Source organism: Mycobacterium simiae (genome assembly GCF_010727605.1).
In the GTDB taxonomy this organism is placed as follows: domain Bacteria; phylum Actinomycetota; class Actinomycetes; order Mycobacteriales; family Mycobacteriaceae; genus Mycobacterium; species Mycobacterium simiae.
In genome coordinates, this window is the sequence record NZ_AP022568.1 from 5,760,375 (window position 1) to 5,777,001 (window position 16,627).

Annotated in this window: 17 protein-coding genes; 7 read left to right on the forward strand and 10 right to left on the reverse strand. The window is 67.5% G+C overall.

Annotated elements, in window-relative coordinates:
* Positions 1-10: 10 nt before the first annotated feature.
* The 8 genes from G6N33_RS26890 to G6N33_RS26925 form a co-directional block, all read right to left on the reverse strand.
* The gene (locus G6N33_RS26890; RefSeq protein ID WP_044505625.1) at positions 11-946 is read right to left on the reverse strand and encodes an NAD kinase; all 936 of its coding nucleotides are present in this window, start codon (positions 944-946) and stop codon (positions 11-13) included.
* On the reverse strand, positions 943-1,752 hold the full coding sequence (locus G6N33_RS26895; RefSeq protein WP_044505624.1) for a TlyA family RNA methyltransferase: 810 nt from the start codon (positions 1,750-1,752) through the stop codon (positions 943-945). Before G6N33_RS26895 ends, G6N33_RS26890 begins: the two co-directional genes overlap by 4 nt.
* A gap of 8 nt (positions 1,753-1,760) precedes the next feature.
* Positions 1,761-1,946 carry a hypothetical protein gene (locus G6N33_RS26900; protein WP_044505622.1) on the reverse strand — a complete coding sequence of 62 codons (186 nt, stop codon included), beginning with the start codon at positions 1,944-1,946 and terminating at the stop codon, positions 1,761-1,763.
* A 23-nt stretch (positions 1,947-1,969) separates the two neighbouring features.
* On the reverse strand, positions 1,970-2,974 hold the full coding sequence (locus tag G6N33_RS26905; RefSeq protein WP_044505621.1) for an HAD-IIA family hydrolase: 1,005 nt from the start codon (positions 2,972-2,974) through the stop codon (positions 1,970-1,972).
* The gene (locus G6N33_RS26910) at positions 2,971-3,822 is read right to left on the reverse strand and encodes a tetratricopeptide repeat protein (protein ID WP_081661930.1); all 852 of its coding nucleotides are present in this window, start codon (positions 3,820-3,822) and stop codon (positions 2,971-2,973) included. Before G6N33_RS26910 ends, G6N33_RS26905 begins: the two co-directional genes overlap by 4 nt.
* Before the next feature lie 68 nt (positions 3,823-3,890).
* Positions 3,891-4,247 carry a DUF732 domain-containing protein gene (locus G6N33_RS26915; RefSeq protein WP_044505617.1) on the reverse strand — a complete coding sequence of 119 codons (357 nt, stop codon included), beginning with the start codon at positions 4,245-4,247 and terminating at the stop codon, positions 3,891-3,893.
* A gap of 346 nt (positions 4,248-4,593) precedes the next feature.
* Positions 4,594-5,865, reverse strand: a complete 1,272-nt coding sequence (gene tyrS, locus G6N33_RS26920; protein ID WP_044505609.1) for a tyrosine--tRNA ligase — start codon at positions 5,863-5,865, stop codon at positions 4,594-4,596.
* An 11-nt stretch (positions 5,866-5,876) separates the two neighbouring features.
* The gene (locus tag G6N33_RS26925) at positions 5,877-6,488 is read right to left on the reverse strand and encodes a DNA-3-methyladenine glycosylase (protein ID WP_044505608.1); all 612 of its coding nucleotides are present in this window, start codon (positions 6,486-6,488) and stop codon (positions 5,877-5,879) included.
* A 78-nt stretch (positions 6,489-6,566) separates the two neighbouring features.
* Here G6N33_RS26925 and G6N33_RS26930 point away from each other — a divergent pair, with 78 nt between their 5' ends.
* The 4 genes from G6N33_RS26930 to G6N33_RS26945 all read left to right on the forward strand — a co-directional run bounded on the left by G6N33_RS26930 (position 6,567) and on the right by G6N33_RS26945 (position 10,073).
* A complete protein-coding gene (locus G6N33_RS26930) occupies positions 6,567-7,808 on the forward strand; it encodes an ammonium transporter (RefSeq protein ID WP_044505607.1) in 1,242 nt (413 codons plus the stop codon).
* Between the two features lie 111 nt (positions 7,809-7,919).
* On the forward strand, positions 7,920-8,696 hold the full coding sequence (locus G6N33_RS26935; RefSeq protein ID WP_044505606.1) for an ABC transporter ATP-binding protein: 777 nt from the start codon (positions 7,920-7,922) through the stop codon (positions 8,694-8,696).
* Positions 8,693-9,448, forward strand: a complete 756-nt coding sequence (locus G6N33_RS26940) for an ABC transporter permease (RefSeq protein WP_179962650.1) — start codon at positions 8,693-8,695, stop codon at positions 9,446-9,448. Before G6N33_RS26935 ends, G6N33_RS26940 begins: the two co-directional genes overlap by 4 nt.
* Position 9,449: 1 nt before the next feature.
* Positions 9,450-10,073, forward strand: a complete 624-nt coding sequence (locus G6N33_RS26945) for a TetR/AcrR family transcriptional regulator (RefSeq protein WP_044505604.1) — start codon at positions 9,450-9,452, stop codon at positions 10,071-10,073.
* Here the strand turns inward: G6N33_RS26945 and G6N33_RS26950 are convergent.
* Both G6N33_RS26950 and G6N33_RS26955 read right to left on the reverse strand, forming a co-directional pair.
* Positions 10,039-10,254: a Trm112 family protein gene (locus tag G6N33_RS26950; RefSeq protein WP_044505603.1), complete on the reverse strand. Its 216-nt coding sequence runs from the start codon at positions 10,252-10,254 to the stop codon at positions 10,039-10,041. The genes G6N33_RS26945 and G6N33_RS26950 overlap by 35 nt on opposite strands.
* Entirely contained in the window at positions 10,247-13,213 is a 2,967-nt protein-coding gene (locus G6N33_RS26955) for an acyl-CoA synthetase (protein ID WP_231382637.1), read from the reverse strand. Before G6N33_RS26955 ends, G6N33_RS26950 begins: the two co-directional genes overlap by 8 nt.
* A gap of 441 nt (positions 13,214-13,654) precedes the next feature.
* Between G6N33_RS26955 and G6N33_RS26960 the strand changes: the two genes are divergently transcribed.
* Genes G6N33_RS26960 through G6N33_RS26970 form a run of 3 tightly spaced genes read left to right on the forward strand, consistent with a single transcriptional unit; the run spans position 13,655 to position 16,599 of the window.
* Positions 13,655-14,143 carry a hypothetical protein gene (locus G6N33_RS26960; protein WP_044505600.1) on the forward strand — a complete coding sequence of 163 codons (489 nt, stop codon included), beginning with the start codon at positions 13,655-13,657 and terminating at the stop codon, positions 14,141-14,143.
* Positions 14,144-14,155: 12 nt separating this feature from the next.
* Positions 14,156-14,902, forward strand: coding sequence for a gluconate 2-dehydrogenase subunit 3 family protein (locus G6N33_RS26965; protein WP_101528583.1), 747 nt, complete (start codon positions 14,156-14,158; stop codon positions 14,900-14,902).
* Positions 14,902-16,599: a GMC family oxidoreductase gene (locus tag G6N33_RS26970; protein WP_044505598.1), complete on the forward strand. Its 1,698-nt coding sequence runs from the start codon at positions 14,902-14,904 to the stop codon at positions 16,597-16,599. The genes G6N33_RS26965 and G6N33_RS26970 overlap by 1 nt, the downstream gene beginning before the upstream one ends.
* Positions 16,600-16,627: the final 28 nt, after the last annotated feature.

The window sequence follows — 16,627 nt, forward strand, 5'->3', positions numbered from 1 at the left end:
TGCAGCGCCGTTACTTTCCACGCCAACCGGTGACGGGCAACCGGAACTTGCGTACCAAGCGGTCGGTGAACGGCGCACTGTCCAAGCGGGCCCATTTCACTGCCGTGTCACAGCGTTTCACCTCGAGCCGTCCGCCGGCGGGCAGCAGCATTTCCCGGCGACCGTCGCAGAACACCAGGGCATCGTTGCCGTTCGCCTCGATTTCGATCGCGATCGTGGCATCCGGGCTGGTCACCATCGGGCGGCCGAACAACGCGTGCGCGTTATTGGGCACCACCAGGATTGCCTCCAGGTCCGGCCACAGCACTGGACCGCCGGCGGAGAACGCGTAGGCGGTCGATCCGGTCGGCGTCGAGACCAGGATTCCGTCGCACCCGAACGTCGACACCGGTCGTCCTTCAATCTCGACAACCACGCCCAGCACGCCCAGCCGCGGCCCCTTTTCCAGGCTGGCTTCGTTGAGCGCCCAACCGTGGTCGATGACGCGCCCGCGGTGGCGTACCGCGATATCCAGAGTGAGGCGCTCCTCGACCCGGTAATCCCGCGCGACCACGTGTTCCAGCACGGTGTCGATGGCCTCCGCTTCGGCCTCGGCGAGAAAACCGATGCGGCCCAGGTTCACGCCCAGCACCGGAATGTCGGCGTTGCGGGCAAGTTCGGCCGCGCGCAGAAAGGTGCCATCGCCGCCGAGGACGAGGACCAGCTCGCAGCCCTCGGCGGCATCCGCCTCGGCGTCGACAACCTCGATCTCGACGCCCATCGCCCGCATGTCTTCGGGCACAAACTTCAGCGGCCCCCGGTGGACGGCCTCGGCCGACAAAAGTCGAAGCCCAATAGCGTTGTCGCTCAACACTTTCTGTACCCGGCGCGCGGTCTCGGTGGCTTCGTCGCGTCCGGTGTGCACGACCAGCAGAATGGTCCGTTCGGGGGTCCGTTCGGGGGTCATTGTGGGCCCTCACTCACCGCGCGCCGCACCGCGTCGACTAATCCGTCGGCGGACAACCCCCGATCGGTTTCGGCGCGCAGCCACAGGAAATATTCGACGTTGCCCGACGGTCCCGGCAGCGGACTGGCCGTCACGTCGACCGTGTGCCAACCCAGCTCGCCCACCCCCCCGGCGACAGCCAGCACCGCGTCGGCGCGCAACGCGGCGTCGTGCACGACCCCGCCAGCGCCCACCTGGCCCTTCCCGACTTCAAACTGCGGCTTCACCATGGGAACGATATCCGCGCCCGGCCACGCGCAACCAGCCAGCGCGGGCAACACGGTCGACAACGAGATAAACGACAGGTCGGCGACGATCAGGTCGACACGCCCGCCGATCGCCTCCGGCGACAGGTCGCGGACATTGGTCCGCTCTACCACCATGACCCGCGGATCCGAGCGCAGCGACCAGGCCAACTGGCCGTATCCCACGTCGACGGCCACGACCTCGGCCGCGCCGCGATCCAACAGCACCTCAGTGAAACCGCCGGTCGATGCACCGGCGTCCAGGCAGCGCCGGTCTGCGACCGGGATGTTGAAGGCATCCAGGGCGCCGAGAAGTTTGTGGGCACCGCGCGACACCCAGCGGCGCTCGCCGTCGTCGGTGACGGTCAGCGCCGCGGTGACCGGCACGGCGGTGGCCGGCTTGACCGCCGGCATGCCGTCGATGCTGACCTTCCCGGCGCCGATCAACTCGGCTGCCTGCTGGCGGGATCGCGCCAAACCGCGCCGGACCAGCTCGGCGTCAACACGGGCGCGCCGCGCCATGCCTGCACTCAGCCCTTCTCCGCCGACTCCAGCGCCTGCAGCAGCACATCGTGCGCCTCGGACAGGCGCCGGGCGATGTCTTCCAGCTCTGCGAGGGACGGCCCGTTTTCCCGGTGTTGCGCATCGGCCAGCTCGGGCAACTGCGCCAACAGGTTGTCGATGTCGGCGCGAATCTGATCAGGATCGATATTCATTGCGGTTCTACGGTAGTCACCGGTCAGCCCTCATGCACGAGAGACCAGCGCTCGAGCGCGTCGCGGGCCCGGTCGTCACCGGGCCGGATGCGGGCCGGCCGCGCCGGGGCAGCCCATAGCGCGTTGGCGACCGCGCGCACGATGGACAGACTGTCTCCGTCCGCCGGCTCGTCGCTGCGTACCGTGATGTCGCCGTCGCCGACCTCCACGGTCCAGCCCCGCTGCGGCCCAACCGCCAGCACCGCGCGGTCCTGGTGCAATGCCCGCAGGTCGTGACCGATGTAGGTGGGGCGCTGCTCGGGTATGGCGTACACGGCGTCGCGCGCGCTGTTCACGCCGGTCAGCACCATCAGGCTGGGCAGTCGAGCGGCGTTGGCGCCCTCGATGTCGGTGTCCAACCGATCGCCGATCACCAGCGGCGCGCGGTAGTCACCGCGACCGACCGCATCGGTGAGCAGCGTCGGGGCGGGTTTTCCGGCCACTCTGGGTTCGGCGCCGGTGGCCGCCCGCAGCGCGGCCACCAGCGATCCGTTGCCGGGCAGTAGGCCGCGTTCGGTGGGCAGCGTCGGATCGACGTTGGCCGCCACCCATAACGCGCCCGCGCGGATGGCCAGCGCGGCCTCGGCGAGTTCGGCCCAGCCGATCGTCATCGAAAGGCCCTGGACGACGGCGACGGGGTTGTCCTCGAACCGTCGCACCGGGCGCAGGCCGACCGCGGCGATCTCGTTGGCCAAGGAGTCGGTGCCCACGATCAGCACCGGCGAATTCGGCGTCAGTTCAACAGAAAGCAGCCGCGCGGCGCTCTGGGCGCTGGTGACGACGTCGTCGGCGGCAGCGGTAAAGCCGAGATCGCGCAGATGCGCCGCCACTTCGTCGGCGCTGCGGGAGGCGTTGTTGGTGACAAACAGTTTGCGCACGCGCAGTTCATCCAGAGTCTGCACCGCACCGTCGGTGGGACGGTGGCCGCGAAACACCGTCCCGTCCAAGTCGATCAACAGGCAATCATGTTCCTGCGCAAGACTTTTCATTGCTCTTCGCTCGTGCCCAGCTCGGCCACCCGGTCCTCGGCGTCGGTGACGCCGTCGACGTCGGCGGCCGCCGAACGCAAAAACCATTGCAACGCTTCGTCCGCTCGGCCGAGCGCCAGCAACGTGTCGGCGTAGGCGTAAAACAGCCGGGCGGCCGTCGCGCCGGTGCGGCTCGGGTCCAGTTGCGGTGTCGATAACACGGTCAGCGCTTGCTCGAGCTGCCCCAGATCCGAGCGTGCACCCGCGACCACGATGCGCAGTTCGTCGGCGTCGTCACCGGTCAGCTGCGCCGCCTCGTCGCCCCGGGCCAGTTCGATCGCCCGCTCCGGACGGCCAAGTCCGCGTTCGCAATCCGCGATCAGCGCGAGCAACGACGACTTGCTGCCCATGCGGCGGGCGGCCCGCAACTCCGACAGCGCCTGTGCCCAATCGCCGTACCGGTAGGCCGCGATGCCGACGGCTTCGCGGATGGCGGCGATCCGGCTGGACCGGGCCCGGGCGGCGCGCGCGTGGTTGAGCGCGGCTTCGGGGTCCTCGTCCATCAGCTCGCCCGCCGCGACGAGGTGGCGTGCTACCGCCTCGGCGGTAGCACGGTCCAACGTGCTCAGTTCGCCGCGGATTTCGGGGGCCAACTGCTTGGCATCGACACCGGGAGGTATCGCCGGCCCGCTGTCGGCCCGGCCGTCCGGCCGATCGGTCTCGCCGCCGGACTGCGGTTGCGCCGACCGCGCCCGGCCCGGCCCTGACCAATTACCCTCGCGCGGCGTGCGTGGCCCACGTCTCGGTGCACCCCCAGACGCCGGTCGCGGGCGTCGTTCGCCGTTGTGGCGCTGCCTGTCGTCGCCCACTCGTGTCGTTCACCTCGATTGCTCCCGGACTCCCCCGAAAGGATACGGGCATCCAGGTGGCGATCCCGCTACGCCTTGAACCGGTCCGGTATCAGCGGCGCGATCATCGCAGGACAAAACGTCGCGATCGCGACGATGGTGAAGATGCCGGCGTTCTTCTCGGTCATGCCGCTCCCGGAGGCCATCTCCGAGACCACCGAGTCGAACGACTGGCCCGGCTCCAGCAGCATCGGACAGACCGACTGACCCGCGGCGACAGCCGTGGCCGGCTGAGTGACCGCAATGCCGGCATTCGTCAGCGCCGACAAAAAGCGGTTGCCGGCCATGTCGGCACGGATGGGCGCCGCCACCGTCGCGGCGGCGGTGATCAAGCTCGCGGTCAATACGACGAATCCGAAGGCCTTGGCCTGTCCCGCGGCGGGCACGGCTCGGTGGGTGCGCGAAATCACTGTGACTACAGTGGCCACCCAGTGTCACGTTCGGGGCACGGCCCGGTAAAGGTTTGCACACCAACGCGTTTTGCTCCGAGGTTCTTGACACCAGCGCGGGCAATATGCCACGCCCCGTGCCGTGCGGGCGATTTGACCGCGTTGTCCGCCGAATGGAGGACAACCGAATCCACCCAGAGTTCATCCGGTTGTGGGATGGCGGCGCGCCTCGGAAGCCGCAAAACTTATTGGCACAGCGGGGATCTCGTCGCTCCTTCACGAGGCTTCCCCTACTCGACAAATCGGCTTCCCCACCGATGACGAGGTCCCCGCTGAAACCCGTCTAGACCTTCTCGATTCCGGCGATGTTGCGCTTGCCACGCCGCAAAACCAGCCACCGGCCGTGCAGGAAATCCGAGGCTTGCGGCGTCCATTCGTCACTGTCCACCCGAACGTTGTTGACCGACACGCCGCCCTCGCCGATGGTGCGTCGGGCCGCGCCTTTGCTGGCCGACAGTCCGGTGGCCACTAGCAAGTCGACGATCCCGTCGGGGCCGCCCGGTTTGAGCTCGGCGACCGACGTTTCGCGCAGCGCCGCGGCCAGCGTCGCCTCGTCGAGGCGGCCCAATTCACCCTGACCGAACAACGCCCGGCTGGCGTGTTCGACGGCCGCGGTGGCCTGTTCACCGTGCACCAGGACGGTGAGTTCGGTTGCCAGACGCCGCTGGGCGGCGCGTTGTTGCGGACGCTCGACGGTGGCCTGCTCCAATTCGGCGAGCTCCTCGGCGGAAAGGAAGGTGAACCAGCGCAGGTAGCGGATCACGTCGGCGTCAGCGGTGTTGACGAAGTACTGATACCAGGCATACGGGCTGGTCAGCTGGGGATCTAGCCACAGGTTCCCGCCGCCGGTGGATTTGCCGAACTTAGTGCCGTCGGCCGAGGTGACCAGCGGCACCGTGAGCGCGTGCACCGACGCGCCCAGCTTCTGACGCACCAGGCGTACCCCGGCGATGATGTTGCCCCACTGATCCGAACCACCGATCTGCAGCGTGCAGTTGTGCCGCTGGTGCAGTTCGACGTAATCGTTGGCCTGCAGCAGCATGTAGCTGAACTCGGTGTAGGAGATTCCGTCGCCCTCGAGCCGCCGCCGGATGGTGTCGCGATCGAGCATCACGTTGACCGAGAAGTGCTTGCCGAGGTCGCGCAGGAACTCGATCGCCGACATCGGGCCCGTCCAGTCGAGGTTGTTGACGACGAGAGCGTCGGTCGGTGAGTCCCCGTCCGTCGAGAAATCCACGAAGCGCTCCAGCTGACCGCGAATCCGCTCCGTCCACTCGGCGACGATGTCGGCCTCGTTGAGGCTGCGCTCCCCGACCTCACGCGGGTCGCCGATCATGCCGGTGGCCCCGCCGGCCAACACGATCGGACGATGGCCGGCCCGCTGGAAGCGGCGCAACGCCAGCAGCGGCACCAGATGGCCCGCGTGCAGGCTGGGCGCGGTGGGGTCGAAACCGGCGTACACCGTGATCGGCCCGCGCCGCACTTCGGCGGCCAGGGCGTCGAGGTCGGTGGACTGCGCGATCAGCCCGCGCCAGCCCAGCTCGTCGAGGATCATGGGGTAAGAGGCTAGTCGCTGGCGCCGGGCGCGGGTGCCCGCGGACTTCGCCGGTACGCCGAGACTTCCGGCCGGCCGGCAAGCCACAGTCGCCACGGCCGATCCGCGGCCTGACTGACACCGACCCGCGGACCCGCGACCGCGCCATCGGCGGCATTCAAGGTCAGGCGAATCGGGCTGTCGGCGTCGAACAGATCAATTCCATTGTCGGACATGGCAATTCCGAGGGCGGAGCAGAGATTTCCGGGGCCCCGGGCCAACGCGATGGTACGCACCGCCGGGCCACGCCTGGCCTGGGCGACCTCGACACCCTCGGTGATGACCGCCGCGCGCAGCAGCACCGCGGCGGCGGTCCCGTCGGGCCCGCACGAGACGTTGGCGCACACATGGATGCCATGGCTGCGGTAGGTGTACAGCCGGCCGGGCGGCCCGAACATCACCGCGTTGCGGCCGCTGCGGCCGCGGTAGGAGTGCGCCGCCGCGTCCGGCCACGGGCCGTCGGGCACCCCGCCGTAGGCTTCGACCTCGACGACGACCCCGCTGACACCGCGCCCGGTGAGGGTGGCTCCCAGCAGTCGGTGCGCTGCTTCGACCGGGTCGACGACGAGCTGGCCTGCGGACACCCAGCGAACCTACCGGCTACTCCGGCGTGGCAATATCCCGGTGTCGCGCGACCCCCGGACGCAAGGAGGCGCCCAACCATGCAATCGATCGACCCCGCCGCCACCGCGTGGCTGCTGGCTAGTACCGCATTGGTCCTCTTGATGACCCCGGGCCTGGCCATCTTCTACGGCGGCATGGTCCGTACGACCGGCGTGCTCAACATGATCATGATGAGTTTCATCTCGATCCCGTTGGTCACGGTGGCTTGGCTGCTCCTCGGTTACACGGTCGCCTTCACCGATGGTGGGACGGGTGGCCTGCTCGGCGGGTTGGATCACATCGGGCTGCTGGGCATCACGCCGAGCACCACCCATGGCGCGGTGCCGGAGCTGCTGTATGCGACCTTCCAGTTGACCTTCGCGATTATCACGGCCGCCCTGGTCAGCGGCGCGATCGCGGACCGCGCCAAGTTCGCCGCCTGGATGGTGTTTGTGCCGCTCTGGGCGATCGTTGTGTATTCGGTTGTCGCGCACTGGGTGTGGGGGCCCGACGGCTGGCTGGCGAGGCTAGGAGTGCTCGACTATGCGGGCGGCTTAGTCGTCGAGATCGTCTCCGGCTCCTCGGCGCTGGCCCTGGCGCTGGTGCTGGGACCTCGGATTGGTTTCAAGAAGGACGCCATGCGCCCGCACAATCTGCCGCTCGTCTTGCTCGGCGTCGGCCTGCTCTGGTTCGGCTGGTTCGGCTTCAACGCCGGATCCGCGTTGGCCGCCAACGGAACTGCCGCGGCGATCTTCTTGAACACCCTCGTCGCCGGCTGCCTCGGCATGCTGGGCTGGTTAGCAGTCGAACGGATCCGCGACGGCAAACCCACGACGTTCGGTGCAGCGTCCGGCGTGGTGGCTGGGCTGGTCGCGATCACCCCGTCGTGCGGCACCGTCAATACCTTCGGCGCCACGGTGGTCGGGCTGGCCGCCGGCGTCGTGTGCTCCTTCGCGGTGGCCGCGAAATTCCGATTCAACTACGACGATTCGCTCGACGTCGTCGGTGTGCACTTCGTCGGAGGCGTCGTCGGGGTGTTCTTGATCGGGCTGCTGGCCACGGCTGTCATGACGGCGGGACCGCAGGGCCTGCTCTACGGCGGCGGCCTGGCCCAACTGGGCAAGCAGTCGCTCGCGATCGTCGTCGTCGCGGCCTATGCGTTCGGCGTGTCCTACGGCCTGGCGAAGATGATCGACCGCTTCATGGGCTTCCGGGTCAGCCCCGAGGACGAGATCGCCGGCGTCGACTTCACTCAGCACGCCGAGACCGCGTACGCCGAAGGCGTACAGGGGCATCAATAAGCAGCGCGAGGCTGTAACTACCGACGCGTTTCGCGAGTAAGTCCGTTGCTAGTGACAATCTCGCGAGCCCAGACTCTTGACAGGTTCGCGCTCCCGGCGGATATTCATCACATGATGATTTCATCTCATGATGAATTACCTGTGGGCGGTACCGAACCGGCCGTCGACATCGACCACCTTCGGGTGATTCGGGGCAACCGCCCGGCCCTGCACGACTTCTCCGTGCAGATCGCGAAGGGCAGCATCACCGGCATACTCGGCCCTTCCGGCTGCGGTAAGACCACGCTGATCCGCTGCATCGTCGGCACCCAGATCATCAGCTCGGGCACGGTCACCGTGCTCGGCAAGCCCGCGGGCTGCGCGGCGCTGCGCCGCCGCATCGGGTATCTGCCGCAGGATCCAACCATCTACAACGACCTGCGAATCATCGACAACGTTCGCTATTTCGCGTCGCTGTACGGCTTCGACGGTGACGCCGCCGACGCGGCGATCGAGCGCGTCGGACTCAGCGATCACCGGACCGCCATCTGCGCCAACCTGTCCGGGGGCCAGCGCACCAGGGTCTCGTTGTCCTGCGCGCTGGTCTGCGAACCGGAGCTGCTGGTGCTCGACGAGCCCACGGTCGGACTGGATCCGGTGCTGCGGGCGGACCTTTGGGAGCAGTTCACCGACCTCGCCCGCGGGGGGACGACCCTGCTGGTCTCCAGTCACGTGATGGACGAGGCCGAGCACTGCAAAGACCTGTTGCTGATGCGCGAAGGCGCCCTGGTCGCACACACCACGCCCGCCCAACTCAGAGAGGACACCGGATGCACGTCACTGGAGGACGCATTTCTGTCCATCATCAAGCGCAACATCATGCAGAACGCGGGTCCCACAGCTGGATGAGCCGCAACGGCTACACCGCGACCACATCGCGGATCCTACGCCAGCTGATTTCCGATCACCGCAGCGTCGCCATGATCCTCGTGGTTCCGATCCTGGTTATCACGTTGATGTACTTCATGTTTCACAATGCACGGCATCTTCCCGGCACACCGTCACCGTTCAACAGCGCATGTCTGATCCTGCTCGGCCTGTTTCCGCTGTTCGTGATGTTCATCATCACCGCGATCACGATGCAGCGCGAACGGGCGTCGGGCACCCTGGAACGCATCCTGACCACTCCCCTGCGCCGGCTCGATCTGCTGATCGGTTACGGCACCGCGTTCTCGATCGCCGCGGCCACGCAGGCCACCCTGGCGTGCATCGTGTCGTTCTGGTTCCTCGGCTTCGACACCGCGGGCAGCTGGGTGTGGGTGTTCCTCATCGCGATCGTCAACGCGGTGTTGGGCGTCGGGCTGGGCTTGCTGTGTAGTGCCTTCGCGCGCACGGAGTTTCAGGCTGTCCAGTTCATCCCGTTGGTGATGGTGCCGCAGCTGCTGCTGGCCGGCATCATCGTCCCGCGCGCGGCGATGCCAGACTGGTTGCAATGGATCAGCAACGTCATGCCGGCCAGTTACGCACTGGAAGCACTGCAACAGGTCAACTCACACACCGAGCTGACCGGTGTCGCCGTACGCGACATGATCGTCGTGGCGGGTTCCGCCTTTGCGGCGCTGTGCCTGGCCGCGGCGACACTGCGGCGCCGGACCCCATAGCGTGACGGCCGCCAACACCGGCCGCCGGCGGCCCGGCCGGCCGGCGGGAAGCTCCGACACCCGCGAACGCATCCTGTCCAGCGCGCGAGAACTCTTTGCCCGCAACGGGATTGACCGAACGTCGATCCGGGCCGTGGCCGCCGCGGCGGGCGTCGATGCCGCCCTGGTGCATCACTACTTCGGCACCAAGCAGCAGCTGTTCGCTGCCGCGATCCACCTGCCGATCGACCCGATGACGGTGTTGATGCCGCTGCGGGAAACACCGGTGACCGAACTCGGCCATCGGCTGCCTCGGTTGCTGTTGCCGATCTGGGACTCCGAGCTGGGTTCGGGTTTGATCGCCACCCTGCGGTCGCTGCTGTCCGGGGCTGAGGTGAGCCTGGTGCGCACGTTTCTGCAAGACGTTATCGTCGCCGAAGTCGGTCCGCGGGTTGACAATCCGCCCGGAACGGGGCGAATCCGCGTCCAGTTCGTCGCATCGCAACTCATGGGCGTGGTGATGACCCGCTACATTATGGAGATCGAGCCGTTCGCGTCGCTGCCGGCCGAGCAGGTCGCCGCGACCATCGCGCCGACGCTGCAGCGCTACCTCACCGGGGAGCTGCCGGACGGCTGCGCTGGATGAGACGGGCGTGCTCGTCGTCGTCGACATCGCGCGCCTCGTCGATCAACAGGACCGGGATGCCGTCCTCGATGCGGTAGGCGCGGCGCAGTCGCGGGTTGTAGAGCAGCTCGTCATCGGAGAGCAGCAGCGGGCCCCGGTCCTGCGGACACACCAGTATGTTCAGCAGGTTCTGGTCAATCATCGTTTCCTTGATACACCGTACTCAGTTCGGCCCGCACCGCCGGAGTCAACCGGCGGTACTGTTCGGTGGCGGTATCGAAGTACCAGGCATTGCGCCCCGACTTGGGGATCCCGGCGGCGCGCAGCGCACTGACCGTCGGGCGATAGGTGGCGCTCAGCGTCATCTCCGGCGCCACGCACACGATGTCGGGCCCCAGCCCGATGGGCAGGTCGGCGAAGGCCACGGTGAGATCCGCGGCCGTGATGCTGGCACCGGGCAGCAACGTCACCGCCGACACCGCCACCTCCATGTTTTTGAACGGGACGTTGTAGGTGACGGCGAGGTCGACGCCGTTGACCATGCCGAGGGCGTCGGTCACCTGCTCGGGGTAGACCACCCCGCGCGTGGTGTGCACCACCGAGCCGCGCCGCCCCAGCAACCAGTAGTCCCCGTCCTCGTCGCGGCGGAACAGGTACTCGGTGGAGATCCAGGTGTCGGCGGGCGCGAAGACCCCGCGTTTGACCGACGCCGTCGGATCGATGGGCCCGCGCGACGCCGCCAGCAGCACGCCCACCTGATTGACGTCGGCGACCTGCACGAAGCCGCGTTCGTCTTCCAGGATCAGGTCGTGTTCGGCGTCGTAGGCGCCCAGCTCGACACGCCCGGCACCGGGCAGCGGCCGGCCCTTGCTGCCGACCTTGACGCCGGACACGTTGGCCAACACTGCCTGACCATCCGTCGTGGCGAAGAACTCGACCACGTGCGCGGGTGCGAACGCCTCGACGACGCGCTCCCACAATCCAGTCGGCATCCCCGAGCCGATGAACAGCCGCACCGGATGGTTGCCGTGCAACACGAATGCCGGATCGTCGACGATGTCGCGCAGCATGGCCCAGGTGTAGGAGACGACGGTGACCCCGTACTGGCGCACCTCGTGGACGAAGCGGTCCGGCCGCAGCCCGCGCGTCAGCGCGATCCGCGTCCCGCCGACGACGGCGCCCCCGAGGGCGACCAACAACGCCGACTCGTGGTGCAAGGGCGTCAGGCAGTACACGGTGTCACGGCGGTCGAGGGAGGCCGTCGACGCCGTACCGAACGCCGAGACGGCCCAGCGGTAATTGGTGATCTGCTTGGCGACCAGCTCGCCGCCGGCGGAGCTGAACGCGATGAATGCCAAGTCGCGGGCCAGTCCCGGGTTGGGCCGGTACCAGGCGGGCAGCTCGACCGCGTCCGGGTCGATCTGCTCCATGTCGATGACGTTCCCGTCCTCGGGCAGATGCAGATCGCGAGTCTCGCCGCCACCCAGCACCAGCACCTGGCCCGACCACTCGCGCAACGCCTCCAGATTGGTGGGGTCGGTCATGATCTCGGTGACCCGCCCCAGCCGCACCGACGCCGCCAGATCGGTCTCCGGGTGCATCACCACGGCAACGGCCCCGAGCCGCGACAACGCGGCGATGGCGACCAGGGCGCTGGGCCTGGTCTCCATCAGCACGCCGACGCGGTCGCCCTGGCGGACCCCGACCTGAATCAGGCCGCGTACCACATTGTTGATGCGTCGGTCGACGGCCTCGTAGGTGTGCACCCGACCATCGAACAGCAGGAACTCGCCGCGCGGCGCGCTCTGCGCCTGCTCAGTGATGATGCGGCCCAACGAGATTCGGGTGTGGTCGTTGATCTGACCCAGCCGGGCCAGCCGGGGCAACGTGCGTGCAGTCTCCACGGCCAGGGTCCGCATCGACTTGTTGGCGGCGACCACCGCACCGGTTGCGCCGCGCACCAACTCGATGGCCGCCTCCGACGCTTCGCCGATGCCGTGGGTGAGCCGCGAACTGAGTGCGACGCCGCTATCGGTGTGCTCCTCGGGCTGATCGGCCATCAGGTCGATACCCGACGGCTTGTCACCACCGGTGGACAGCCATTCCACCCACGCCGCGACGGTGGGCCAACTCTGCTCCGCCGCTTTGGTTCCCACGACGAGACCGAAATGCCCGGTGCGGATCCGGGCCTCGTACACCTCGGCGTCGGGCGCCGCCCGCCGGATCCCCCGCACCGACGCCGGCTGGCCGATATCGTCGACCTCGCCGACGAAAGCCAGTACCGGGCAGCTGATGTCGGTCAGCGTGACCAGCTGCCCATTGACGGCGAAGCCGCCGGTCATCATGCGGTTGTGCGCGATGAACTGTTTGAGGAGTTCGGAGATTGCCGGGCCGGACCAGGCGATCCACCCTTCCCGCTCCAGGAACCTGCGCTGCTGTTCGCGAGGCAGCAGCGCCTCACGGTCGTGCAGCTGGCGCACGAAGTCGACCCGGGCCTTGGCGGTCTTGAGCGGATCGAGCATCTGGAAGCCGGCACGGGCCATCCAGCCGGGGATGGCCAGCCGGCTAAAGACGTGATCGGCCATGAAGTTGGCGACCGGCGGGGCGAAGTTTGCCGGGATGCCCATCGGCAGGGCGGCCAGGGTGTCCACCGGCGAGCCGAAGGTCACGATGCTGGCCAAACTCTTCGACCGCCGGTAGGCGGCGACCTGATAGCACCACATGCCGCCCTGGGAGTAGCCGACCAGATGGATGTCGCTGCCGGTGGTTTCCCGCACGGTGTCAATGGCCTGGCTCAGCGCGACGATGTGGTCGGTGAGGTTGCGGCGCATGCCGCCCTCGACCTTGTCGGGGGATCCGAAGTCGATGACCCAGCAGTCCAGGCCGTGCGAATGCAGGATGCCGACGGCACCCTCGTCGCGAGTGACGTCCCACATGTCGGCCGACATCATCATCGGGTGCACCATCAGCACCGGCGGGCCGACCGGGCGCTGCCCGGGACGATTGTCCGGGGGGAAGTAGCGCCGCAGCTTGTACATCGGCACGCTTTCGACGATCTGGGACGGCGACGGAACGCTGCCGGTCTCGAGGCCGCCTAGCCGCAAGACCTCCAGGCCGTTCTGTGCCGTCGCGACCAGCCGTTCCACCGGCCGCGTGATCATCGACAAGTTCAGCTCCACCGCTGCTCCCCACTCTCTCGACAGCTTGGCAATCATGGCACACGGCGGCGGTTGACGGTTCTGGTCAGGCAGTTTGCTCAAGCGGGTGGTTCCGCCGCCCGCCGTGACGCTCGACGATTAGCGACGCCGGAACCGGGTACGAACGCAAATGCGTATCGGTCGCGACGCGTCTGCGTTCGTCGTCGTGGCCACCTCGGTTGAAATACACAGCTGGGCGCGTTGCCAATGCCAAAGTCGTGGCAGCCCTGCCGACGCGTCTGTGCAGCACACCGTCGAGCGCCGGGTACCGGGCCGTGCTGCGGCCGGAGGTGGCGCGCGCATGGATATGTCGACCGCGACCTTCTGCTTTGAGGGCCCGCCGCCTGTGCCCCAAAGCTGGCCGCGCGGCCTGGGGATGGGACACACAGCCAGGGAGGAGATTCGATGTTGCTGGTCAGCAAGCGCGAACCCGGTTCCAGGGCGACCGCCAAGGCCGAAAACCTGACCGAACGGGCGCTCTACGACGTCGCGCACGGCCGATTCGAACGGTCGTTGTCCGGCCTGACCGCGGTAGCCGCGCTCATCACAACGGCGGAGATCTACTTCGAGCATTACAAGGCCAGCTTTGGCAACAAATGGATGTGGAGCCCCATCGTGGTGACCCCGCCGGTGGTCGTCGCGGGCGTCGGCGGGGTGTTCTCCCGGCGCTGGGCCAAGAGCTGGTTGCCGATCACCGCCGGCATTTACACCGCGAACGGCCTGATGGGTGAGTATCTGCATGCCCGCGGCGTGGCGCGCAAGCCGGGTGGTTGGAAGAACGCGTCTTACAACGTCCCGATGGGGCCGCCCATCGCGGCACCGGGCCTGATGTGCATGGTCGGGGGGATGGGGCTGCTGGCGTCGATCCTGCGCCGCGAGCGGTTCCGAGGCTGACGGGGCGCGACGATGGCCGACACCAGCCGCCCCGACCATTTGCCCAACCGGCGCGCGGACCGCAAACCGCCCCATCCGTCCTGGCTCCCCCGACAACGAGCTGGCATCACCCCCCAGATGATCGGCCGCTATCCCGATTTCGACGTGCTGCAAACGGCCGACACCTGGGATGAGGCCACCCGCAGGATGGTGCTGGCACGGTTAGAGCCACCGGGACCGCTGCGCTTTTTCACCGCAGCAGAGGAACCGTGTCTGCGGGCGTTCTGCGACACGGTGCTAGCGCAGGATGTCGAGCCGCGGGTGCCGGTGGCCGAGTCGGTCGACAGCAAGCTCGCCGACGGTCGCCTCGACGGCTACCAGTATGCCGACATGCCCGACGACCGCGACGCCTTCCGGATGGTGTTGCGGGCGCTCGACGAGACCGCCGCCCGGGATTACGGCAAGGCCTCCTTCGACGCCGCCGACCCCCAGACGCGCGAGGCGATCATCGAGGCCTTCTCGCAGGGCTCGCTGACGGGCACGACTTGGAACACCCTGAACGTGAAGCGAGCATGGTCGGTGTGCATGCGAATGGTGCTGTCCAGCTTCTACTCTCACCCGTGGGCGTGGAACGAGATCGGGTTCGGCGGCCCGGCCTACCCGCGTGGATTCATGAGGCTGGGCGGTGCCACCGGCCCGGCCGCCGCGCGCGAACCCTTTGAGACTGCCGGCGCCACCGATGAAGACCCGGTGCGGGTCGAGCAGAGCGGTGAGCTGTGATGAGTGACTTCTGGCGTGGTCTGTTCAAGGGCGCAATCGCGCCGCGAGACAACGATTCCCGATTCCTGCTCGACGTGCACTCCCGCGATCTGCCGGGCGAGAAGACCATGCGCCGCTACCCCGACGACGACGAGGTCGACTTGGTGGTCATCGGCGCCGGGGCGGGTGGTTCGGTGCTGGCGCAACGGCTGGCGCGGGCCGGGTGGCGCGTCGTGATTCTCGAGGCCGGTCCATTCTGGCACCCCGACGAGGACTGGGTCTCCGACGAGGCCGGTGCGCACGAGCTGTACTGGACACAGAAACGAATCATCGGCGGTAAGGACCCGATCGAGCTGGGCAAGAACAACTCCGGACGTGGTGTGGGCGGCTCCATGGTTCATTACGCGGGTTACTGTCCACGATTCCATCCCAGCGACTTCGCGACCTACACGCTGGACGGGGTGGGGGCCGACTGGCCCATCCGCTACGAAGACATCCGCCACCACTACGAGCGGGTGGAACTCGAACTGCCGGTCGCCGGACAGAACTGGCCGTGGGGTGACCCACACCGTTATCCCTTTTCACCACACCCTATTTCAGGCTCGGCGGCCAAGATCTGGCGCGGAGCGCTGGAGCGCGGGATCGAGATGCGGGTGGGGCCCGTCGGCATCGTCAACGGCACCTTCGGTAATCGGCCGCACTGCATCTACCGCGGTTACTGCCTGCAGGGCTGCAAGGTCAACGCGAAGGCCAGCCCCTACGTCACGCACCTGCCCGATGCCTTGGCGCACGCCACGGAGATCCGCGCAAACTGCATGGCCGCCCGTGTCGAACTCGACGAGAACGGTTCGGCGCGGGGCGTGGTGTACTACGACACGGTCGGCGGCTCCGAACGGTTGCAGAGGGCTAAAGTGGTTGCCGTCGCGGGATATTCGATCGAAACCCCCCGTCTGCTGCTGAACTCGGCCTGCGCGAGGTTTCCGGATGGATTGGGAAACGACGATGATCAGGTCGGGCGTTATGTGATGGTGCAAGGCGCGGCCCAGTCCGCGGGCCGGTGGCCCGAAGAGGTTCGGATGTACAAGGCACCTCCGCCGGAGGTCAGCTCCGAACAGTTCTACGAGACCGACCCCGCCCGGGGATTCGCCCGCGGATTCGCCATCCAGACCGTGTCCCCGATGCCCATCGGCTGGGCTGAACATGTGCTCGCCGAAGGACTTTGGGGCCGGGCCATGCGCGAGTACATGCGCGATTACAACCACTGGGCGACGGTCGGGGTGCTCAACGAGCTGCTGCCGCAACCCGACAATCGGGTCACCCTGGCCGACGAGCGCGACCCTTACGGCCTGCCCGTCGCCCGGTTCGACTACACGCTGTGCGACAACGATAAGGCCAACATGAAGTACTCCACCAAAGTGATCGCGGACATCCTGCATGCTGCCGACGCCCAGGACATTCTGACCATCCAGCGCTTCGCTCACCTGATCGGCGGCGCTCGGATGGGCACCAACCCAGCGAATTCGGTGGTCGACGCCGACCACCGCGTGTGGGGCGTACCGAACCTGTTCATCTCCGACGGGTCGGTCTGTCCCACCCAGGGTTCGGCCAACCCCGCATTGACCATCATGGCGCTGGCATCCCGGCTGGCCGAGCGAATGGCGGCTGGGAAGATCGATACAACCCGGCCGCCTGCTCCTCGAATGCGCAGCGATGCTTGATGACTCCGATTCCTGCGAGTGATCGCGA